The sequence below is a fragment of the Saccharopolyspora dendranthemae genome, from assembly GCF_007829955.1.
Classification (GTDB): Bacteria; Actinomycetota; Actinomycetes; order Mycobacteriales; family Pseudonocardiaceae; genus Saccharopolyspora; species Saccharopolyspora dendranthemae.
The window spans coordinates 1,294,998-1,315,085 of sequence record NZ_VIWX01000001.1 but is presented as its reverse complement, the minus strand read 5'-3'; the positions used below and the strand labels follow the sequence as shown (position 1 = coordinate 1,315,085).

Annotated in this window: 18 protein-coding genes and 1 pseudogene; 10 read left to right on the top strand and 9 right to left on the bottom strand. The window is 70.3% G+C overall.

Annotation, left to right across the window (positions count from 1 at the left end):
• The first annotated feature begins 41 nt into the window (after window positions 1-41).
• Complete coding sequence (locus FHU35_RS05885; protein WP_145737329.1) at window positions 42-1,850, top strand: hypothetical protein; 1,809 nt, start codon at window positions 42-44, stop codon at window positions 1,848-1,850.
• 249 nt (window positions 1,851-2,099) lie between these two features.
• On the opposite strand, the gene FHU35_RS05880 is transcribed toward FHU35_RS05885, so the two are convergent.
• Window positions 2,100-3,047 (bottom strand): sensor histidine kinase, encoded by a 948-nt coding sequence (locus FHU35_RS05880; protein ID WP_145737328.1) that lies wholly within the window; start codon window positions 3,045-3,047, stop codon window positions 2,100-2,102.
• Between the two features lie 179 nt (window positions 3,048-3,226).
• Between FHU35_RS05880 and FHU35_RS05875 the strand changes: the two genes are divergently transcribed.
• The 5 genes from FHU35_RS05875 to FHU35_RS05855 all read left to right on the top strand — a co-directional run bounded on the left by FHU35_RS05875 (window position 3,227) and on the right by FHU35_RS05855 (window position 8,500).
• Entirely contained in the window at window positions 3,227-4,387 is a 1,161-nt protein-coding gene (locus tag FHU35_RS05875; protein ID WP_145737327.1) for a 4-oxalomesaconate tautomerase, read from the top strand.
• The gene (locus FHU35_RS05870) at window positions 4,384-5,406 is read left to right on the top strand and encodes an amidohydrolase family protein (protein ID WP_145737326.1); all 1,023 of its coding nucleotides are present in this window, start codon (window positions 4,384-4,386) and stop codon (window positions 5,404-5,406) included. The genes FHU35_RS05875 and FHU35_RS05870 overlap by 4 nt, the downstream gene beginning before the upstream one ends.
• 107 nt (window positions 5,407-5,513) lie before the next feature.
• Complete coding sequence (ligK, locus tag FHU35_RS05865; protein WP_145737325.1) at window positions 5,514-6,197, top strand: 4-carboxy-4-hydroxy-2-oxoadipate aldolase/oxaloacetate decarboxylase; 684 nt, start codon at window positions 5,514-5,516, stop codon at window positions 6,195-6,197.
• A complete protein-coding gene (locus tag FHU35_RS05860; protein ID WP_145737324.1) occupies window positions 6,187-7,101 on the top strand; it encodes an amidohydrolase family protein in 915 nt (304 codons plus the stop codon). Before ligK ends, FHU35_RS05860 begins: the two co-directional genes overlap by 11 nt.
• A 43-nt stretch (window positions 7,102-7,144) precedes the next feature.
• Window positions 7,145-8,500: an MFS transporter gene (locus tag FHU35_RS05855; protein ID WP_145737323.1), complete on the top strand. Its 1,356-nt coding sequence runs from the start codon at window positions 7,145-7,147 to the stop codon at window positions 8,498-8,500.
• A gap of 72 nt (window positions 8,501-8,572) precedes the next feature.
• On the opposite strand, the gene FHU35_RS05850 is transcribed toward FHU35_RS05855, so the two are convergent.
• Both FHU35_RS05850 and FHU35_RS05845 read right to left on the bottom strand, forming a co-directional pair.
• Window positions 8,573-9,187 (bottom strand): thiamine pyrophosphate-dependent enzyme, encoded by a 615-nt coding sequence (locus FHU35_RS05850; RefSeq protein WP_145737322.1) that lies wholly within the window; start codon window positions 9,185-9,187, stop codon window positions 8,573-8,575.
• The gene (locus tag FHU35_RS05845) at window positions 9,187-9,720 is read right to left on the bottom strand and encodes a thiamine pyrophosphate-binding protein (protein WP_145737321.1); all 534 of its coding nucleotides are present in this window, start codon (window positions 9,718-9,720) and stop codon (window positions 9,187-9,189) included. Before FHU35_RS05845 ends, FHU35_RS05850 begins: the two co-directional genes overlap by 1 nt.
• 121 nt (window positions 9,721-9,841) lie before the next feature.
• On the opposite strand from FHU35_RS05845, the gene FHU35_RS05840 reads away from it, so the two are divergent.
• On the top strand, window positions 9,842-10,402 hold the full coding sequence (locus FHU35_RS05840; protein WP_246110090.1) for an AAA family ATPase: 561 nt from the start codon (window positions 9,842-9,844) through the stop codon (window positions 10,400-10,402).
• Between the two features lie 69 nt (window positions 10,403-10,471).
• On the opposite strand, the gene FHU35_RS05835 is transcribed toward FHU35_RS05840, so the two are convergent.
• Window positions 10,472-11,359 carry a poly(ethylene terephthalate) hydrolase family protein gene (locus FHU35_RS05835; protein WP_145737320.1) on the bottom strand — a complete coding sequence of 296 codons (888 nt, stop codon included), beginning with the start codon at window positions 11,357-11,359 and terminating at the stop codon, window positions 10,472-10,474.
• 187 nt (window positions 11,360-11,546) lie between these two features.
• Between FHU35_RS05835 and FHU35_RS05830 the strand changes: the two genes are divergently transcribed.
• Entirely contained in the window at window positions 11,547-12,134 is a 588-nt protein-coding gene (locus tag FHU35_RS05830; protein WP_186459273.1) for a TetR/AcrR family transcriptional regulator, read from the top strand.
• A 166-nt stretch (window positions 12,135-12,300) separates the two neighbouring features.
• Here FHU35_RS05830 and FHU35_RS05825 read toward each other — a convergent pair whose 3' ends face one another.
• A complete protein-coding gene (locus FHU35_RS05825; protein ID WP_145737318.1) occupies window positions 12,301-13,125 on the bottom strand; it encodes an SAM-dependent methyltransferase in 825 nt (274 codons plus the stop codon).
• A 75-nt stretch (window positions 13,126-13,200) separates the two neighbouring features.
• Entirely contained in the window at window positions 13,201-14,679 is a 1,479-nt protein-coding gene (locus FHU35_RS05820; protein WP_222429284.1) for a SulP family inorganic anion transporter, read from the bottom strand.
• Between the two features lie 304 nt (window positions 14,680-14,983).
• Here FHU35_RS05820 and FHU35_RS05815 point away from each other — a divergent pair, with 304 nt between their 5' ends.
• Window positions 14,984-15,253, top strand: coding sequence for a DUF3040 domain-containing protein (locus FHU35_RS05815; protein WP_145737317.1), 270 nt, complete (start codon window positions 14,984-14,986; stop codon window positions 15,251-15,253).
• Here FHU35_RS05815 and FHU35_RS05810 read toward each other — a convergent pair whose 3' ends face one another.
• Entirely contained in the window at window positions 15,254-16,372 is a 1,119-nt protein-coding gene (locus FHU35_RS05810) for an aromatic ring-hydroxylating oxygenase subunit alpha (RefSeq protein WP_145737316.1), read from the bottom strand. It lies immediately after the preceding gene.
• 267 nt (window positions 16,373-16,639) lie between these two features.
• Here FHU35_RS05810 and FHU35_RS05805 point away from each other — a divergent pair, with 267 nt between their 5' ends.
• Window positions 16,640-16,981, top strand: coding sequence for a bifunctional 3-phenylpropionate/cinnamic acid dioxygenase ferredoxin subunit (locus FHU35_RS05805; protein ID WP_145737315.1), 342 nt, complete (start codon window positions 16,640-16,642; stop codon window positions 16,979-16,981).
• Here the strand turns inward: FHU35_RS05805 and FHU35_RS05800 are convergent.
• Window positions 16,982-17,458 (bottom strand): annotated as a pseudogene (locus FHU35_RS05800) (N-acetyltransferase family protein); the annotation flags it as partial. It abuts the gene before it with no gap.
• A 49-nt stretch (window positions 17,459-17,507) separates the two neighbouring features.
• The gene (locus FHU35_RS05795; RefSeq protein WP_145737313.1) at window positions 17,508-19,940 is read right to left on the bottom strand and encodes a PEP/pyruvate-binding domain-containing protein; all 2,433 of its coding nucleotides are present in this window, start codon (window positions 19,938-19,940) and stop codon (window positions 17,508-17,510) included.
• Window positions 19,941-20,088: the final 148 nt, after the last annotated feature.

The window sequence follows — 20,088 nt, the reverse complement described above, 5'->3', positions numbered from 1 at the left end:
CACCTGGAACCGCGGCGGCTGCCGCGTACTGAAAGGCCCGCATGCGCAAGAACCGGCGCGCCCACGAGGTCGTGGCATCCGTGCCCCAGGAGAGGTTGGTCGGCGCCCTGGTCGACCAGCTGGCGGACGTCGTCGGCGGGCGCGCCGCGTACTGCGTGCCCGCTGCGGGACGGCCCGAGGACTTCGACGTCGTCGCCGCCTCTCCGGACGCCGGTCACAGCGGGCTCGGCGAGGAGTCGGCCCGCGAACCGGTGCGCGGTGGCGGGATGCTGCTGGTCGGGAGCGCTCGGCGCTGGGGCGCCAAGGAGCAGGCGGCGCTGCGGGAGACCGCGGGCTGGCTGGCGGTCACCGCGGACGCCGAGGGGCTGCGCGAGGGCCACGAGCGCGCGGCGGAGCGGTTCCGTGAGTTGCGCGGCGAGGTGACCACCGCCCGGGAGCGCTTGGCGCACGTGCGCGATCTGGAGCGGCGCAGGCTCGTCCGCGCGATCACGACCTCAACCCTGCGCGACCTCGACGACTTGCGCCGGCGTCTGCGCGGTTTCGGCGAGCAGCTGGCCGCGGGCAGCGAGGTGGCCCGGATCGCCGAGATCGGCACGGTCGTGGACGACATGCTCGACAACTTCCGGACCGTGGTGCGCGGCGTGTATCCGGCGATGCTGCCCGACCGCGGACCCCGGGCGGCGCTGGAGGAGCTGGCGGCCACGCTGCCGCACCGCGTCCGGTTCTCCGGGGATCTGGGCAGGCGCGTGGGCTGGCAGATCGAGTCCGGCTTCTACCACGCGGTCGCGGCGGTGCTGAACTTGCTGGCGGGCGACGGGATCAACCGCGACGACCCCACCGTCGAGGTGGAGTTCGCGCGCGACGAAGCGCTCGGCGCGCGGCTGCGGACCTCGGTCGGTGAGCTGTCGGCGGGTGACCTGCGCGCCGCGCTGCACCAGGACGCCGAACGGCTCGCCGTGCTGGGCGGTGCGATGGAGTGCGCCGTGACCGCGGGCGTGGCGGTGGTGACGGTGCGGCTGGCGGACCGGACGACGACGACCACCACGTCGCAGGGCGAGGCGAGCGCGTTGTTCCAGCTCGTCTCGGACCTGGTCAAGCAGGGGCAGGAAGCGGCGGGCGCGGGCCCCGGCAGGGCCGGCTGGGACGCCATCGCGGCGCGGCTGGTGCAGCCGCCGCGCCTGGCCATCGTCTCCGACGCCGCCGGGCCGGACTCCGCGGAGGTCGACAGCGCCTCCCTGCTGGGGGTGACCGTGGTGTTCGCCGGGGGACCGGCGGACCGGCAGCTGGCGGAGGAGGTCCTGGCCGACGAGGGCCCGCGCGGTTCGGTCGACGCGGTGCTGTGCCGGGTCCCGCCGACGCCCGACTTCTGCGCGACGCTGCGCCGGGGGCGGCACCGGGTGGAGTTCAGCGAGACCGCCAGCGCGGACGAGGTGGCGCGCAGGCTGGTGACCTGGACGCCGGTGATCGCGGCGCGGCGCGCGATCGTCTCGGCCCGAGCTCTGCTGCCGGGGCTGTCCGCAGATCACCCGCTGCGCTGGTCGGTGGACCGGATCGCGACGGAGGCCCACGAGATCACCGAGCTGGACCTGCTCGACGAGCTGGTGCGCGGCGACACCCGCCTGCTGCGCGGGGCGAGCGAGCCCGCTGCGCGGCTGCTCGGCGCGGACGGCGCCGACCCGCGTTCCCGCCTGGGCCTGGAACCGGAGGCCAACGACGAGCAGGTTCGCGTCGCGGCTCAGCGTGCAGCCGACCGCTGGCGAGCGCACGCGGTCCGCCCGATCACCGGAGGCCGGGACGCCGCGGCCTGCGACGTCCTGGTCCGCACAGCAGAAGGCCTCCTCCAAACCTGACAAGAAGACCCCAAAAACAGAAACCCAAAACTCGCGACCCAAAACCCGTCAGGCAAGCGCCGAAGGTGCTTTCTCAGTACCCCACCTGAGCAGCCCGCACCGCCGGGGGTTCTGAGCGGCGCTGTGGCGAGCACGCCGCGACGCCGTGTATTGGACATACATCAGGAGTGGCGCGCGGAGTCCACAGCGCCGCTCAGGTTCCCCTACTTGCACCGCTAAGCAGGATGAGCCTGGAACAGTTGAGTTCCCCTAACCCGGAACGAAGGCGGTGATTGTTGTTCCTTGTCCTGGGGCGGATCGCACGTCGATCGTCCCGCCGACGGTGGCCATCCGGGCGGAGAGGTTGGGCAGTCCCTTGTTGCGCCCGGTGATGGTGAACCCGGGTCCGTTGTCGGAGACCACGAATTCCAGTCCGCCGGCGTTGTCGCGGACAGCGACGCGGATGGACGCTCCGGGGGCGTGCTTGTGCGCGTTGTTCACGGCTTCCAGGCACGCGAAGTACACGGTGGATTCCACCAGCGGCGGGTAGCGGCGCCGGAATCCGGTGGTGTCGAGCGCGACGTCGGGGTGCGCGTCGAGTTCGGCGCGCAGCGCGCCCGCGAGTCCTTCGGTGGACAGCGGGATCGGCAGGATCCCGGCGGCCGTGTCGGTGAGCGCTTTTTCGGCGGCGTCCAGTTTGGACTCCAGCTCGGCGAGCCGTTCTTGGGTGGCGCCGGTGTGCTCGACGAGGGCCATCGACATCTTGAGCGCGACGAGGTGGTGCTGGGCTCCGTCGTGCAGGTCGCGTTCGAGGCCGCGTCGTTCTTGCTCCATCTCGACGGTGGTGCGCCACCGGTCGTCGACGAGCTCGCGCGCGGCCGCGTCGCCGTCGCGGCGGAGCTGGTCGGTCTCGGCGGCCAGCCGCAGCGCTACGAGCGGTGGTCCGAGGACGGCTGCGAGCGAGTCCAGCGGTCCGGCGGTTTCCGGCGCCACGGCGAGCACGGCCTGCACCTGGCCGTCGTACTCGACGGGCTCGCTGAGCCACCGGTCTTCGCCGCGTCCCCACTGGTGGCGCTCGCCGGAGATGGTGAGCGCGCAGCCGGTCGCTCCGAGCGCGGTGCCGATGACCTGCGCGAGGGAGAACGCGTCGGGGGCGTGGCAGAGCCCGGCGAGGTGGTCGGCCACCGCCTCGACGGCTCGCTTCTCCTGAGCACGCATCCCTCGAACCGTAGCGGTGTGCGCTGAAGCGCTGACGTCGCGGTCCCGCTGCTCAGAAGTGGTGCGCAATATGGCGACTGATTTTGTCTGAAAGATTGTGAACAATCGTGTTCATAGTTTAGGTTCCTGGCAGCCGAGGGGAGTGCGCCGCGCTCGCGGCGACCCGATGGAGGAGTGCCATGCCCGCCGACACCGCGCGCCACCGCGGTTCGCAGACAGCGATCCCGTGCCTGCTCATGCGAGGAGGCACCTCGCGGGGACCGTTCTTCGACGAGCGCACGCTGCCCCGCGACCCCGCTGCCCGCGACGCCGTGCTGCTCGCCGCCCTGGGCTCGCCCGACGAGCGCCAGATCGACGGCATCGGCGGAGCGCACCCGCTGACCAGCAAGGTCGGCATCGTCGCACCGGACGCGCGGCCGGGCATCGATGTCGAGTGGACCTTCGGCCAGGTGCAGCCCGGCGGAAACGCCGTCGACGTGACCTCCAACTGCGGGAACATGCTGGCCGCGGTGCTGCCGTTCGCCATCGAGACCGGGATGGTCGTGCCCGAGAGTGATCGCACCACCGCCCGGGTGCTCACCCGCAACACCGGCATGATCGCCGAGATCACCGTCCGCACGCCTGCCGGCCCGTCCGGGCGGCACCTCGATTACGCAGGTGAGGCGCACATCGACGGTGTTCCCGGGGGAGCCGCGCCCATCGAGATCGGCTTCCTCGACACCGCGGGCTCGGTGGCGGGCTCGCTGCTGCCCACCGGCAACGTGCGCGACACCGTCGAGGTCGACGGGATCGGGACGGTCGAGGTCACGCTGATCGACAACGGCCAGCCGCTGGTGGTCGTCGAGGCCGCGCGTCTCGGGGCCACCGGGTACGAGTCGCCCGCCGAGATCGACGCCGACGACGCGCTCAAGGCGAAGGTGGAAGCGCTGCGCCTGGTCTGCGGCCACCGCATGGGACTCGGCGACGTCGCGGACGAGAACTACCCGAAGATGACGCTGGTGGCGCCGCCCCGCCACGGCGGCAGCGTGTCCACCCGCAGCCTGATCCCCCGCGTCGCCCACCGGTCGATCGGCGTGCTCGCCGCGGTCACCGCCGCCACCGCCTGCGTCCTGGAGGGCAGCGTCGCCCACGGGGTCGCCGCGCGCGTCGCGGGCGAGGAGCCGACGGTGTCGGTGGAGCACCCCTCCGGCGAGTTCAGCGTCACCCTCGGGCTCGATCCCGACGACCCGCAGAAGGTCGTGCGCTCGGCGCTGCTGCGCACGGCGCGGCTGCTGATGTCCGGCGACGTCCTCGTCCCGTCCTCCCTCTGGAACCCCGTCGCGAAGGAGCGATCCGCGTGATCATCGACGTCCACGGTCACTACACCACCGCTCCGGGCCCGCTCGGCAGCTGGCGCGACGCCCAGGTCGCGGGGCTGCAAGACCCGGCGAAGCGCCCCGACCCGGCAGGCCCGGTCATCAGCGACGACGAGATCCGCGAGTCGCTGGAGACCCAGCAGCTGCGGCAGATGGACGAGCGCGGCATCGACGTCACCGTGTTCTCGCCGCGCGCGTCGTTCATGGCGCACCACATCGGCGACTTCGAGACCTCCTCGACGTGGTCGCGCATCTGCAACGACCTGTGCCACCGGGTCGCGGAGCTCTACCCGCAGCGCTTCGCCTTCGGCGCCATGCTGCCCCAGTCGCCCGGGGTCGATCCGGCGACGGTGCTCGACGAGCTGGAACGCGTCGTCGACCTGGGCGCGGTCGCGGTGAACATCAACCCCGACCCCTCCGGTGGGCGCTGGAGCTCGCCGCCGCTGACCGACCGCTCCTGGTACCCGTTGTGGGAGAAGCTCTCCGAGCTCGACGTGCCCGCCATGGTGCACGTCTCGACCAGCTGCAACCCGGCGTTCCACACCACGGGTGCGCACTACCTCAACGCCGACACCACGGCGTTCATGCAACTGCTGCAAGGCGATCTGTTCAGCGAGTTCCCGGAGCTGCGACTGGTCATCCCGCACGGCGGTGGCGCGGTTCCCTACCACTGGGGTCGTTTTCGCGGTCTGGCGCAGGCGCTGGACCGCCCTGAGCCCGAGGAATCCTTGCTGGGCAACGTCTTCTTCGACACCTGCGTCTACCACCAGCCCGGGATCGACCTGCTCCTGGACGTGATCCCGCACTCCAGCGTGCTGTTCGCCTCCGAGATGATCGGCGCCGTCCGCGGCGTCGACCCGCGCACCGGCCACCACTTCGACGACACCCGCCGCTACGTCGAGAAGGCCGGTCTCACCGCCGAATCCCTCGCAGCGATCGAAGAGGGCAACGCCCGCCGCGCCTACCCGCGCCTCGACGCCCGCCTGGCCGCCCAAGGCCGCTAGAAGGTGCTGTGTCGGGGAAGTTTTCATGAAAACTTCCCCGACACAGGCACACACAGGGCGGCTCCGCACCACTCATGACCCCGCCACCGACGAAGGAGAGCTCCACCGTGCACGAACTCGGAGTAGTCCACCGCACCGTCCGGCGCGCCGATCGCGAGGCCGTCGAGGCCCTCTCGCGGTTCGGCGTGGCCACGGTGCACGAGGCCATGGGCAGGGTCGGGCTGATGCGCCCCTACGTCCGGCCCGTCTACCGGGGAGCGAAGCTCTGCGGCACCGCCGTGACCGCACTGCTGCAACCCGGCGACAACTGGATGCTGCACGTCGCCGCCGAGCAGGTGCAGGACGGCGATGTCGTCGTGGCCGGTTGCACCACCGAGTGCGAGGACGGCTTCTTCGGCGAGCTCCTGGCGACGTCGCTGCGCGCCCGGGGCGCCAGGGGGCTGATCATCGACGGCGGTTGCCGCGACGTCGATGACCTGCGCGAGATGGACTTCCCGGTCTTCTCCCGGGCCGTCAACGCCAAGGGCACCGTCAAGGCCACCCTCGGCTCGGTCAACGTGCCGGTCGTGGTGGCCAACGCGCTGGTCAACCCGGGTGATGTCGTCGTCGCCGACACCGACGGCGTGGTCGTGGTGCCCGCTGCCCGGGCTGCCGAGGTCGCCGAGGCAGCGGCACGGCGCGAAGCGAACGAGGAGGACAAGCGCGAGCGGTTCCAGGACGGCGTGCTCGGCCTGGACCTCTACGACATGCGACCGAAGCTCGCGGACCTGGGACTGACCTATGTCGACTGAGGTGACCCCCGGGTGGCTGCCCTGGCACCCGAACCCGAGCGAACCGGCCTTCACCCCGCCTGAAGGTGCCGTCGACGCGCACTGCCACGTCTTCGGCCCGGCCGAGGAGTTCCCGTTCGCGCCGGAGCGCAAGTACACGCCGGTGGACGCCGCCAAGGAGCAGCTGTTCGCGCTGCGCGACCACCTCGGCCTGGCCCGCAACGTCATCGTGCAGGCCACCTGCCACGGCAGCGACAACAGCGCCCTCGTCGACGCGCTGCGAGCCTCCGGCGGCCGGGCGCGCGGCGTCGCTTCGGTAGGCCCGGAGGTCACCGAGGACGAGCTGGAACGCCTGCACGAGGCGGGCGTTCGGGGCGTTCGGTTCAACTTCGTCAAGCGCCTGGTCGACGACGTGCCGACCGAGGCGCTGACGACCATCGCCGCGAAGATCGCCCCGCTCGGCTGGCACGTCGTCCTCTACTTCGAGGCCCCGGACCTGCCCGATCTCGAGGAGTTCTTCCGGTCGCTGCCGGTTCCGCTGGTGATCGACCACATGGGACGCCCCGACGTCACCGAGGCCCCCGAAGGCCCGGAGTTCACCGCGTTCCTCGACTTCGTCGCGCGCAGCGGCGCGTGGGTCAAGGTGTCCTGCCCGGAGCGCCTGACGAAGACCGGGCCCGCCGCGCTGGACGGCGAGCGGCACGCCTATCGCGACGTCGTCCCGTTCGCCCGCGCGGTCGTTGACGCCTTCCCGGACCGCGTGCTGTGGGGAACGGACTGGCCGCACCCCAACCTCACCGATCACATGCCCGACGACGGCCTGCTGCTGGACCACGTCCCGCAGATCGCCGTCACCGCCGAGCAGCAGCAGGCACTGCTCGTGGACAACCCGATGCGCCTGTACTGGCCCGAAGAGCAGGCCTGAGCGACATCCGGGCAACGACGCCCACTTCCACTAGGAGACCGCAGTGCCGCACTCCGTCACCAACTCCGCCAACCGGCTGGACCGGTTGCCGATCTCCCGGTTCCACAAGACCACCATCGTCGCCTTGGCGTTCGCGTACTTCTTCGAGTTCGCCGACATCAACACCTTCGCCATCACCGCCCCCAAGGTGCGCGTGCAGTGGGGTTCCGACGTCAGCCACATCGCCTACGTGACCTCGTTGTCGTTCGTGGGCATGTTCATCGGCTCGGTCGTGGCGGGCGGGCTGGCCGACCGGCTGGGGCGCAAGCGCACCCTGACGCTGACCACGGTGTGGTTCTCGGTGTGGTCGCTGACGACCGCGTTCGCGTGGGACATGCTGTCGATGGGCGTGTTCCGCGTCCTGACCAGCGCGGGCCTGTCGGCGATGACCGTGGTCGCGGTGGTCTACCTCAACGAGGTGTTCCCGCGGGCCAAGCGCGGGAAGTTCCAGGCCTACGTCATCATGATCGGCATCTGCGGCACGCCCGCCACCAACCTCATCGCCTCGCTGGTGGTGCCGATGGGGGAGCAGACCTGGCGGCTCGTCTACCTGTGGGGCGCGATGGGCGTGCTGTTCCTGGTGTTCCTGCGCAAGCTCGTCGAATCCCCGCAATGGCTGGAATCGCGCGGTCGTCACGAGGAGGCCGACGCGGTCCTGCGCTCCCTGGAATCCCGAGCCGCGGCCGAGCACGGCGAGCTGCCCGCCGCCGCGGAACCCGTGACGGCCGAACCCGCAGCCAAGCCGGGCCTGGGGCTGCTCAAGCAGAAGAAGTTCCTGCTCCCGACGCTCCTGCTGTCGGTGCTGTGGATCACCCAGACCATCGGCTTCTTCGGCTTCTCCTCGTGGGCTCCGACGCTGCTGGCCGCGGAGGGGGTCAGCGTGGAGGACTCCATCTTCTTCGTCGCGCTGACCACCGTCGGCGCACCGCTGGGCTCGTTCCTCGCGGCGCAGGTCACCGATCGGTTCGAGCGCAAGTGGTGCCTCGTAGTGTTCGGGCTGATCATCGCCGGTTCGGGCCTGCTGTACGGGTTGACCTTCGTGCCGGTGCTGGTCGTGGTCTTCGGGTTCATGGTGAACCTGTTCGAGCGCGGGTACACGGCCCTGGCCTACGCCTACTCCCCGGAGCTCTACGACACCGACGGCCGCTCGCTGGGCACGTCGATCTCCTACGGCGTGGGCAGGCTGTCCAACGCCGCCGGGCCGCTGATCATCGCCGGGCTCTACAGCGGATTCGGGTACATGACCGTCTTCTACTTCATCGGCGGCACCTGGATCGTGGGCGCCCTGGCCCTGGCGCTGTTCGGGCCCGCCACCCGCAAGATCCGGCTGGAGGCCGCCCGGGCAGCCGAAGCGGCCTGACGCTGAAACAGTGCTCCTTGCGGAATCGCGTTGCTTGGCGGTGCCAGCTGAGTCCGCATTCTGCGATGACCCCTAAGTCCGCTGCTGCGCGCCCGGTTCGGTGTCGCCGGTCTCGGTGAGCTTGGCGCGGAGCCAGTTCTGGAAGCGGTGGGTCAGGACGACCGGGTCCACCAGCAGCTTCGGGATGTCGGCGGCGTTGCCGGGTTCGATGCGGACGTGCAGCAGGGCCGGCCCCGGGATGCCGAGGAGACGGGTGAACTCCTCGCGCAGCGACTCCGGGTCCGATGCCCGGGCGACGGTCCAGCCGGTGGCCTCGGCCATGGCGCCCAGGTCGATGCGGTCGGTGTAGGTGGGCAGACCTGCGGTGGAACCGTAGGAGCGGTTGTCGAGCAGCACGAGCAGCAGTGCGCGCGGTGCGGTGTACCCGCCCGTGGGCAGGACGTTCGGGTTCATCAGCAGCGAGCCGTCGCCTTCGATGCCGATGACCTTCTGCACCGGCGAGCCCGCGACGGCCATCGCCAGGCCGGTCGCCACCGAACCGGCGAGGCCCATCGAGTCCAGGAGGGAGAAGTGGTTGTCCCGGTCGGCCACCGAGGCGAGCTCGCGGCTGGTCGCCGCGCAGGTCACCACCACCGGGAGGTCCTCGGTGAGTTCGGTGAGCTGCCGCAGGGCTTCGAGGCGGCGCATCAGGCGACCTTCCCGTCGGTGTTCCAGAACGAGGCGAGCACGACGACGGGCCGGTAGGTCATCCGCGAGTGCGCGCCGGCTTCGGCGGTCGCGTCCCGCCAGTCCTGCGGGGACGAGCGCCGGTCCAGCTCGAAGACGGGGAGCCCGGCGGTGCGCAGCAGGTCGGGTACGTGCCGGCTGATCGAGTGGATCATCGAGTTGTACTCGCCGAGCCCGCCGCGCGTGTTGGCGAAGATCAGCAGCGGTAGGTGGTAGGAGAGGGAGAAGGTCGTCAGCGCGGTCAGCGCGTTGCCGAAACCGTTGTCCTGCATGACGATCGCACCGAACTGACCCGCCAGCGGCAGCGCTCCGAGGATCCCGACGGCTTCCTCCTCGCGCGAGAGCGGGGTGACGCGCGGCGAGACGCCGTCGGCACCTCCGTCTGTCGTCACCAGCGCGGAGACGACCGGCGCGACCGTCACCGACGGGACGTAGCCGACCCGGTCCGCCCCCGATTCCCAGATGCCCGCCGCAGCGGCCTCGGCGTACCTCATGACCTCGTCCTCCGTCGGACTCGTTCAGCGTGCCTTCACCGGATGGTCGCAGGTGCGTACAGCGGAATTGGCCGAACACGCCGACGGTGATGTCCGAGGAGGTTCGCGCTGGGCTCGTAGGGTGAGTCCTGTGGTTCGCCTGGTGCATCTCAACGGTCCGCCCGGGATCGGGAAGTCGACCTTGGCCCGGCGTTACGCCGACGAGCACCCGGGGGTGCTCGACCTGGACATCGACCAGCTGCGCGGGATGATCGGCGGATGGCGCGATCGTTTCGCCGAGACCGGCGAGATCGTGCGGCCTTTGGCGCTGGCCGCGGCCGCTGCGCACCTCAGCGGTGGTCGGGACGTCGTGCTGCCGCAGTACCTCGGCAACATCACCGAGATCGAGCGCTTCGAGGCCGTGGCGCGCCAGAGCGGTGCCGAGTTCCGGGAGGTCGTGCTGCTGGACACCAAGCAGCGGTCCGTCGAGCGCTTCGCGCGGCGCGGTGCGGACGGTGACGGGGAATGGCACCGGCAGGTCAAGACGATCGTGGAGCGGGAGGGCGGCGCCGCGTTCCTCGCCCAGATGCACGACCGGCTGGCCGACGTGATCCGCGCCCGTCCGGCCGTCACGGTGCTGACCAGCGAGGAAGGTGCGATCGAGAGCACCTACGACACGCTGCTGTCGGTCCTCCGGCGGTGATCGCCGCGGCGCCGATCCCCCCTCGAAGACCGGCGCCGCAGCGGATTTCCCGTCCGCACGGCTCGTGGCTCAGTGCGGACAGGTGGATCGGTAATCCGATAGCGCCGGATCCTGCGGTGGCGGGCACAGGAACTGGTCGTAGCGGGTGTCCTCGTCGAGGAACCGCTTGATCCACGCGATGCTGTACTTCGCGAGCGTGGTGTTGCCGAGGATGGGCGCGAGGTGCCCCTCTCCGGCCAGCTCCACGTACGCCTTGGCGGGATCGTCGGGCAGGCTCTCGTAGAACGGCTCGGCGTGCTCGGAAACCGGGGCGATCGTGTCGTTCTGCGCCCCGATGATCAGCGTCGGCGCCGTCACCCCGGAGAAGTCCTTGGTGGTGTGCCACGGGGTCAGCGGGACCACGGCCTTGAGCGCGGGGTTGTCCAGCGCGGCTTTCAGCGAACCGCCGCCGCCCATCGAGTGGCCCATGACGCCGAGCCGGTCCGGATCGACGCGGTCCTGCACGCTGCTGTCGTCGGTCAGGTAGTCCAGCGACGCCTGCAACTGCGCCGCGCGGGAGTCGGGCGGGTCGGTGAGGGTGATCGTCTCGATCGTGAACACCACGAAACCCTGTGAGGCGAGCCGCGGTCCGAGCCACGCGATGGATCCCTCCGGGCCCGTGAAGCCGGGGGAGATGGCCAGGGCGGAGAACAGGCCGTCGGTCGTGTCGGTCGGGTAGTAGATCGTGCCGCCGCCGAAACCGCTGACGCTCGACCGGGGAACGGATTCCTCGGCGACCTCGAACGGACCGCGCGGGGCGGTGATGCTCTCCTCCGTCGGGTCGGGTCCGTGCACGTCGGCGGTTTCCGCCGCTTGCGCCAGCGTCACGCTGCCGCTGATCAGCCCGAGCACGGCGAGGGAGACGACGAGAGAACGGCGTAATCGGGAGAGGTGACCGGTGGAACGCTTCAATTCCATGGATTCGTCCTCTTCGAGAGGCGCCCGGCACCGCAGGGCGCACCGGATGAGTCCTCGCGGAGTTCCCCGGGTTCGCGCCGGCCCGGGGAACACGCGCGTCACAGGAGCAGGGTTCCGGAACGCGATCGACTTTAAAGTAGCTCTACCAATCGGTCAATCAATCTGGCCGACCCGCTACTCTGACCGCATGGAACGGGTCGACGGCCGGAAGTTGCGCTTCCAGCACCGTCGCGGCGAAGTGCTCGCCGCCGCGACGGAACACGCCCTGGAGAAGGGGCTCGACGACCTGTCGCTGCGCAAGGTCGCCCAATCGGCAGGGGTCAGCCACGCGACCCTGGTGCACCACTTCAGCTCCAAGGACCGGCTCGTCGCCGAGGTCGTCGACCAGGTGCTGTCGGTGACGTTGTCGCTGCCGGATCTCCCCCGCGACCACCCCGATCCGATACGCGCCATCTGGCGCCGGGTCACCGACCGGCGGGCCCGGCGGTACGTCCGGTTGTTCGTCGCGATCACCGGTCACGCCATGTACGGCGATCCCGCGCTGGCGAAGGCCGTCGCGGACTCGATGCGCCAGCGCAACGAGCTGATCGCCGCAGGGCTGATCCGCTACGGCTGTCCGGAGTCGGAAGCGCAAGCCGTGGCGACCTCGCTGGTGTCGACCATCCGCGGGCTGCTGTCCGACCTGTTCGCCACCGGTGACGAACAGCGCGTCACCGCCGCTTTCGACGACTTCGCGGCCGAGGTGGAGCGGCGCGTCCTCCGCGGCTTCGCCTGAAGCACGTGCTCCGCGCCCGTGCTCGCGCGCGTGAACCCTTCGGCCTCTTCTGAGGTCTCGTGCGGAGACGTGGAAACCTGTGCGCGGGTGTTCCGCGCGGTGCTGGTCGTTTCCGCGAGCGGGAGTCCGATCGCGGGTGATGCGGGTCAGAACCGCCGGTGGCCCGTCATGGCTTCGTCGCCACTGCTCCGAAGATGAGGTTGGTGATCTCGGACTTCGGGGTGAGCGAGGGACCTTCGGGCCACCAGTCGACCGTGCGGACCAGTCCGGGCGGCATGAGCTCCAGCCCGTCGATGAAGGTCAGGATCTCCTCGTTGCTGCGCCACCAGCAGGACGCGACCATCTCGTTGAGCGTGCGCTCGATCTTGCCCGCCAGCTCGCGGTGCTCCTCCGAGCCCTCGGGCCAGCTGAAGTGCGACATCGCCACGTAGGAACCGGGTGCCAGCGCCTGGACGTAGCGCTGCATGACCTCGCGCGGGCGGTACTCCTCGGCGACGTGGTGCATGGTGCCGGAGTGGATCAGCGCGATCGGGCGCTCGAAGTCCAGGTTCCGGGTGACGACCGGGTCGCTCAGGATGTCGTCGGGGTGGCGCAGGTCGTTGATGGAGAAGTGGGTGTTCTCGTTCTCCGCGAGCATCGCGCGCCCGTAGGCGGCGACGGTCGGGTCGTTGTCGACGTAGACGACGACGGCGTCCGGGTTGTTGGCCTGGGCGACCTGGTGCACGTTCTGCATCGTCGGGAGCCCGCAGCCCAGGTCCAGGAACTGGTCGATCCCGGCGTGCAGCGGCGAGCTCAGGAATCGCACGGCGCGGATCAGCCAGTAGCGGTTCTCCTGGGCCAGCGGCCTGGCCTCCGGCACGATCTCCTCGATGGCGTCGAGGATCGTGCGGTCGACCTCGAAGTTGTCCTTGCCGCCCAGCCAGTGGTCGTACCCTCGGGCGACGCTGGGCGAGGTGGTGTCGATGTCGGTGGCAGGCCGCTCGTCGTGCATGCGGTCATGATCGCGCGTCGCCGTGCCCGTGTCGACGCTCGGGTGCATCAGTTGTTCAACGATTTCCCGCTGACCTCAATGGCTTCCGGACAACGCCCCGGTCAGGCGGCCGTGCATGGCCGCGCTGGCCTCGTTGAGGCCCACGATCTCGACCCGCTTGCCGCGCGCCTCGTACCGGGTGGTGATGTCGTCGAGCGCGGCGACGGTGGAGGCGTCCCAGATGTGCGCGTCGGTGAGATCGATGACCACGTGGCCGGGCTCGGCGCCGTAGTCGAACCGGTGGACGAGGTCGTTGCTGGAGGCGAAGAACAGCTCGCCGGTGACGTGGTGGACGATCTGCGTGCCGTCCGGGTCGGTGACCGAGGTGACCTCGACGAGGTGCGCGACCCGGCGGGCGAAGATGACCATCGCGGTGATCGATCCGACGACCACGCCGATCGCCAGGTTGTCGGTGGCGACCACGCAGGCCACCGTCACCACCATCACGATGATCTCGCCCGCGGGCATCCGCTGCAGGGTCTTCGGCGCGATGCTGTGCCAGTCGAAGGTGCCGACGGAGACCAGCACCATCACCGCGACCAGCGCGGCCATCGGGATCTGCGAGACGAGCGGCCCGAAGGCGATGCACAGGACCATTAGGAAGGCGCCCGCCAGGAACGTCGACAACCGCGTGCGGGACCCGGCCGTCCTCACGTTGATCATCGTCTGGCCGATCATCGCGCAGCCGCCCATGCCGCCGAAGAAGCCGGTGACGATGTTGGCGATGCCCTGCCCGATGGACTCGCGGGTCTTGTTCGAGCGGGTGTCGGTGATGTCGTCGACGAGCTTCGCGGTCATCAGCGACTCCATCAGCCCGACCAGCGCGAACGCCAGCGCGTAGGGAGCGATGAGCGTGAGCGTGTCCAGCGTGAGCGGCACGTCCGGGATGCCCGGGATCGGCAGCGAGGACGGCAGCGCCCCCTTGTCGCCGACGGTCGGCACGGCGATGCCCGCGGCGACCGTCACGGCGGTCAGCGCCACGATCGACACCAGCGGTGCCGGGACGACCTTGGTGAGCTTCGGGAACAGCACCAGGATGATCAGCCCGGCCGCGAACAGCGGGTAGACCATCCACGGCACGCCGATGAGCTCCGGGACCTGTGCCATGAAGATCATGATGGCCAGCGAGTTGACGAACCCGACCATGACGCTGCGCGGCACGAACCGCATCAGCTTCGCCACGCCCAGCGCGCCCAGCGCCACCTGGAACACCCCGCCCAGGATCACGGTGGCGACCAGCACGCCCATCCCGTGCTCGCGCGCCAGCGGCGCCACGACCAGCGCGATCGCGCCGGTGGCGGCCGAGATCATCGCGGGCCTGCCGCCGACGATCGCGATGACCACCGCCATCGTGAACGAGGCGAACAGGCCCACGCTCGGGTCGACCCCGGCGATGATGGAGAACGAGATCGCCTCCGGGATCAACGCCAAGGCGACGACCAGGCCCCCGAGGACCTCGGTGCGGGCGACCTTCGGGGACGCCCAGGCAGGGCGGGTCAGGAACTGTTTCGGCACGTGGAAGACCAGACTGTTCGGGCACCGCGTCACGGCGCGAGACGTCACCGCCGCTCACGGCGGGACACGACGAACGGGGGAGTGGGGCGACGTTGCCCGGCAGCTCTGCCCACACGGTAGACGAGCGGGAAGCGGCATCCGCTGGGTGGGGACGGGCCCTTCCCGGCGGTGCGCAGCGGGTTTATGTTGATGGGCATCGCCTCCGGCCGGTGACGAGCCGCAGCGCCGATCGGACGTCCCGCGCCGACCGCTGGTGGGGCGATGCGCCGGAACTCCGGATCGTTCTCCGACCGGGGAGGCTGCGATGTTGAACCGGGATGAGCGGCGGAGGCTCCACGAGATCGAGCGGTGGTTCGAGGAGAACGAGCCGCGGTTCGCGGAGTCGGTCAAGCGACCGCCGCCGGACCCCGCCACCCGCCGGCGGCGAACGGCGGCGATCGTTGTCGCCGTGGTCGGCGGTCTGGTCCTCCTCGCCGGGCTGGTGATGATCAGTCCCGTCGTGGTGTTCCTCGGCATCAGCCTCGGCGTGGGCGCCCTGGCCGTGCGCTACCTCCTGCTCAACACCGGGCGATGATCAGGTGATGTGGGCTCGGACCCAGTCGTGGAACTCGGCGATGTGGTGCTCGCTGGGGACCAGCACGCCGCCGGAGGCGTAGGAGCGGGAGTCCATGGCCAGCTGGCAGCGCTCGCACGCGTCGAAGTCCTGCTGGTTGACCCGGTGGAACAGCTCCACCGACTGCGACAGGTCCTGTCCCGAAGCGACGACCTCCGGCAGGTACAACCAGTCGCAGTCCACCAGCGTCCGGTCCGGGGCCAGCGGGAACATCCGGTGGATGATCACGTGGTCGGGTACGAGGTTGATGAACACCTGCGGGCGCACGGTGATCGCGTAGTACCGGCGGTCCTGGTGCTCGCCGACTCCGGGCAGCTGCTGGACCCCGCTGCTCCCGTCGACGGTGAAACCGCTGACCTCGTCACCGAACTCGGCGCCGTGGCCGACGTAGTACTGCGCGGCGAAACCGTCGGCGAACTCCGGCAGCACCTCGGTGAGCTCGGGGTGGATGGTGGCGCAGTGGTAGCACTCCATGAAGTTCTCGATGATCTGCTTCCAGTTCGCCTTGACGTCGTAGCGGATCCGCTCGCCGAGTGCGAGCCCGGCGACGTCGTAGGAGTCGATCTCGCCCGCATCGCCGAGGCGACCCGCGACGTCGGCGATCACCGCGTCCTCGAAGGACGGGGCTTCGCCTGCCAGGCACACCCAGGCGTAGCCGAGCCATTCGCGCAGGTGGACGCGGTTGAGGCCGTAGTCGCCGCGATCGACGTCGGGCATCCCGGCGAGGTTGGGCGCCGCGATCAGATTTCCGTCCAGCCCGTAGGTCCAGGCGTGGTAGGGACATTGCAGCGAGCGCTGCACCTGGCCGGACTCGGCGGTGCACAACCGGGCGCCGCGGTGCCGACACACGTTGAGGAAGGCGTTGAGGGCGCCCTTGCGGTCGCGGGTGATGAGCACGCTCTCCCTGCCGACCTGCACGGTCTGGAAAGCGCCGGGAGCGGCGAGGTCGGCGCTGCGCACCGCGCAGAACCAACCGGTTTCGAAGATCCGCGCCTGCTCCAGCGCGAAGATCGACGGGTCGGTGTAGTGGTGGCCCGGAAGAGTGGCCCGCAGGCTCTGCGGCAACTCCGCAGCGGTCATCTCGGGTGCCTTTCGGCTCGATCCGCACGAGGTGAGTTGTTGCGCGATGAGAGTCGTGTTGCCTGATCGACAACACGATGCGATTCCGCATCGGGCGCTGTCAAGACGTCCGGCCCGGTTACCGCGAGGTAGTCGGTGGATCTGGGGATTTCCCCAAGGGGCGAAGCGGAATTCGACGCCTCCGACGTATTGACGCAACTCCTGGCGCTCCCTCACTGTGTTGCGCATGGCGTCATACGTTCTCTAATGCGCAACACAGGAGGTTCGATGTTCGCTGTTTGCCGTGCCGACGAGCTCGCCCCGGGCGAGTCGACCCGGTTCGTCGCCGACGTCCCGATCGCCGTCTTCAACGCCGACGGCGCGTTCTACGCCGTCGACGACACCTGCACGCACCAGGACGCGTCGTTGTCGGCGGGGTTCGTCGAAGGCTGCTTCGTCGAATGTCCCTTGCACGCCGCGTTCTTCGACCTCCGCGACGGCAAGCCGACGTGCCCGCCCGCCAAGCGGGCGCTGCGCACCCACCAGGTCCTCGTCGAGGGCGGCACGGTGTACGTGCAGCTCGCTCCGCGCGAGGTGGAGCTCCCCCTGGAGGCCGAAGGCGCGGCCTGATCAGTCCGCGCGGCGGCGTTCCAGCAGGACGGTGTCGCGCCAGACCCCGTGGTGCTCGGCGATGCGCTCCCGGGTTCCGACCACGCGGAACCCGGCGGCGCGATGCAGGGCGATGCTGACCTCGTTCTCCGGGAAGATCGAGGTCTGCAACGTCCAGAGGCCCCCGGCGTCGGCCGCGGTGACCTGCCGGCGCAGCAACGCCTTCCCGACTCCGCGGCCGCGGAACCCGGCGCCGGTGTAGATCGACGTCTCGGCGACCCCGGAGTAGCACTCGCGCGCCGACACCGGCGTGGCAGCGCCCCAGCCGGCGACCTCGCCGTCGATCTCGGCGACCCAGCGGTGGCCTCGAATCCACTTGGCGTCCAGCACTTCCCGTGCCGGGACCTCGGTCTCGAACGTCGCGTTCCCGGTCGCGATCCCCTCGGCGTAGATCCGGCGCACCGAATCCCAGTCGTGCTCCCGGAGCTCCCGGATCACCAGTGGCGACATGCCACCAGCGTGGGCCGCCGCGCCCGCGCGGGCAAGCTCATCGCGGTGTGACCGTCCCCGAGGCCGCGTCGACGGTGATGACCTGGCCGGTGGTGATGTCCGTGGTGGCGTGGCGGACGCAGATCACCGCCGGGATGCCGTACTCGCGCGCCACCGTCGGGCCGTGCGCCATGGGCGAACCGGTCTCGGTGACCAGCCCGGCAGCCGTCATGAACAGCGGTGTCCAGCCGGGGTCGGTGGTGGTGGCCACGAGGATCTCGCCGGGTTCGATCCGCGCGTTCGCGGGGTCGTGCACGACGCGGGCCGGCCCGGTGACCTTGCCCGGAGACGCCCCGACCCCGGTCATCGCACCGTCCGCTGCGGGCGTGGCGGGGGCGGTGGCCTCCAGGTCGGTGCCGTCGGAGAGCACCGCGATCGGAACGACCCGACGACGGACCTCCCTGTCGTAGCGGGACTTCCGCTCCGCGGCCAGCTCCCGCTGGTCGGAACCGCGCACGGCGGCGCGGATCTCGTCGAGCTCCAGGAACATCACGTCGCCGGGCCGCGCCAGCAGACCCCGCCCGCTGAGGTCCTCGCCGATGGCCAGCAACTGCTCGCGCACCGCCTGCAGCGAGTACAGCCACGCGAACTTGCCGAGTTCGCGCAGCCCGGTGAGCTTGCGCGAGCGGCGCATGCAGAAGCGGGCGAGGTGGGCTCGGACCGGGCGCTTCCGGCGGGCGCGCTCGAAGAGCTCGTCGATCATGGCCTCGGCGCGTGCCGCGGACTGCTCGAACCGGCGGTCGGGCGCCTGCTCGGGGTCGCTGATCCGCAGGTAGCCGGCGATGGTCGCGAAGATCTGCGTCGGGTCCTCCGACCAGCGCGGCACGCCGACGTCCACCTCCGCCGGAGCGCGGTGGCCGTAGCGCGCGAGGAAGTCGTCCACGCCGAGGTCGGGCAGTTCGCCCGCGCGGTAGCGCTCGGTGAGCTCTTCCGCCGGTGTGCTGCGCAGCAGCTCCCGGGCGTCCTCGTCGAGGGCGGCCGTCAGCCGCCACAGCGCCAGGTCCATCTCGGTGGTGACGTTGTGCGGCAGCCCGCCCAGGACGGTGTCCAGCTCGGCGGTCGTGGCGACGCCCTTGAGCAGCGACTTCGGCATCTGGCCGAGGAGGATGCCGAAGAACAGCGGCCAGATCACCTCGGTGGCGGTCATGAAGCCGCGCTGCACCTCCTCGGCGAAGCGCAACCGCTGCTCCGAGTTCGCGAACTCCGGAGCCCTGGCCTGGTGCTTGAGCTGCTCGGTCGCGCGGAAGGCGCGTTCCCGGGTCGCGTCCGGATCGACCAGCGTGCGGAGGAGTTCCCACTTCGCCTTGGGCACGACCGTGAGGCTCTTCTTCAGCAGCGGAGCGACCGGGAACGGCAGCCGGCTGGTGGTCGGGGCGAAGCGGGGATCGGTGAGCAGCCGCTGCACGATCTCGACGTTGCGCGGGCCGTAGACCTCCATCATCTGCGGCAGCCGGGAGCGGAACCGCTTGTTGCGCAGCATGCTTGAGAAGTCCATGAACAGCCGGTCGCCGACGGGCACGATGCCCATCGCGTCGCCGAACGCGCCACCGGAGAGCCCGGCCGAGTCCATCCACAGCTTCGCGCCGTGCGTCATAGCGGACATCCCGGCCGGGGTGAAGGGCCGCAGCATGCCCTGCATGTGCCCCATCTCGAAGTACGCCCGCAGCTCACCGGTCTGCGGCGGGAGCGGGAACAGCGTCGTGATGGCGCGCGACTGCAGCAGCCACAGCTGCCCGTCCTGGTCGATGGCCCACTCGATGTCCTGCGGCGCGCCGAAGCTCTCCTGCACGCGGGACCCCGCGTCCCGCAGCGCGTCGAGCTGCGCTGCGTCCAGACATCCGTCGGTGCGCTGCGGTGTTCCGTCGAGGACGTAGTGGTCGGCGATGACCGACCCGTCGACGACCACGTCGCCCAGGCCGGGCGCTGCGTCGACGACCATCTCGGAGCGCGTGCCGGTCAGCGGGTTGGCGGTGAACAGCACGCCCGCGGTCTTCGCGTCGACCATCCGCTGCACGACGACGGCCATCAGCACGTCGGTACCGATCTCGTTGGCCTCGCGGTAGGCGACGGCCCGCTCCGAGTGCAGCGAGTCCCAGCAGCGGCGGATCGCCGACAGCAGCTCCTGCTCGCCGCTGACGTTGAGGAACGTGTCCTGCTGCCCGGCGAAGCTCGCGTCGGCCAGGTCTTCGGCGGTCGCGCTGGACCGCACCGCCACCGCTCCGCCGCCCAGCCGCCGGTAGGCGTCGAGGACTTCCCGCTCGGGGATCTCGCCGGTCGCGTGCGCCCGGGTCGTCAGGCAGAACCCGTCGGGCACGCGGAACCCTGCTCCGATCAGCTCACCGAGCCCGGCGGCCTTGCCGCCGACCAGTCCGAGCATCCTCGCGTCGACCTGCGCGAGTTCGAGAACCTGCGAGTCGTTGCCGGTCACCATCACCACTCCAGTCCGAACGGCGAACACCATTACAACGCCGACCAGACTTCCCGGCACACCACGACCGAAGGGCCGATGCCCAGATGCTAGGCCCGCGACCGGCGATCAGCCGTCAAGAATCCGTCAAAATCCTGGCGCCCCCGTACGC

Excerpts from the sequence above, each read along its gene's own strand:
- FHU35_RS05885 (WP_145737329.1), top strand. The coding sequence starts at position 42 with ATGCGCAAGAACCGGCGCGCCCACGAGGTCGTGGCATCCGTGCCCCAG.
- FHU35_RS05860 (WP_145737324.1), top strand. The coding sequence starts at position 6,187 with ATGTCGACTGAGGTGACCCCCGGGTGGCTGCCCTGGCACCCGAACCCG.
- FHU35_RS05810 (WP_145737316.1), bottom strand. The coding sequence starts at position 16,372 with ATGACCGCTGCGGAGTTGCCGCAGAGCCTGCGGGCCACTCTTCCGGGC.
- FHU35_RS05880 (WP_145737328.1), bottom strand. The coding sequence starts at position 3,047 with ATGCGTGCTCAGGAGAAGCGAGCCGTCGAGGCGGTGGCCGACCACCTC.
- FHU35_RS05795 (WP_145737313.1), bottom strand. The coding sequence starts at position 19,940 with ATGGTGACCGGCAACGACTCGCAGGTTCTCGAACTCGCGCAGGTCGAC.
- FHU35_RS05845 (WP_145737321.1), bottom strand. The coding sequence starts at position 9,720 with ATGAGGTACGCCGAGGCCGCTGCGGCGGGCATCTGGGAATCGGGGGCG.
- FHU35_RS05830 (WP_186459273.1), top strand. The coding sequence starts at position 11,547 with ATGGAACGGGTCGACGGCCGGAAGTTGCGCTTCCAGCACCGTCGCGGC.
- FHU35_RS05815 (WP_145737317.1), top strand. The coding sequence starts at position 14,984 with ATGTTGAACCGGGATGAGCGGCGGAGGCTCCACGAGATCGAGCGGTGG.
- FHU35_RS05825 (WP_145737318.1), bottom strand. The coding sequence starts at position 13,125 with ATGCACGACGAGCGGCCTGCCACCGACATCGACACCACCTCGCCCAGC.
- FHU35_RS05835 (WP_145737320.1), bottom strand. The coding sequence starts at position 11,359 with ATGGAATTGAAGCGTTCCACCGGTCACCTCTCCCGATTACGCCGTTCT.
- FHU35_RS05805 (WP_145737315.1), top strand. The coding sequence starts at position 16,640 with ATGTTCGCTGTTTGCCGTGCCGACGAGCTCGCCCCGGGCGAGTCGACC.
- FHU35_RS05875 (WP_145737327.1), top strand. The coding sequence starts at position 3,227 with ATGCCCGCCGACACCGCGCGCCACCGCGGTTCGCAGACAGCGATCCCG.
- FHU35_RS05850 (WP_145737322.1), bottom strand. The coding sequence starts at position 9,187 with ATGCGCCGCCTCGAAGCCCTGCGGCAGCTCACCGAACTCACCGAGGAC.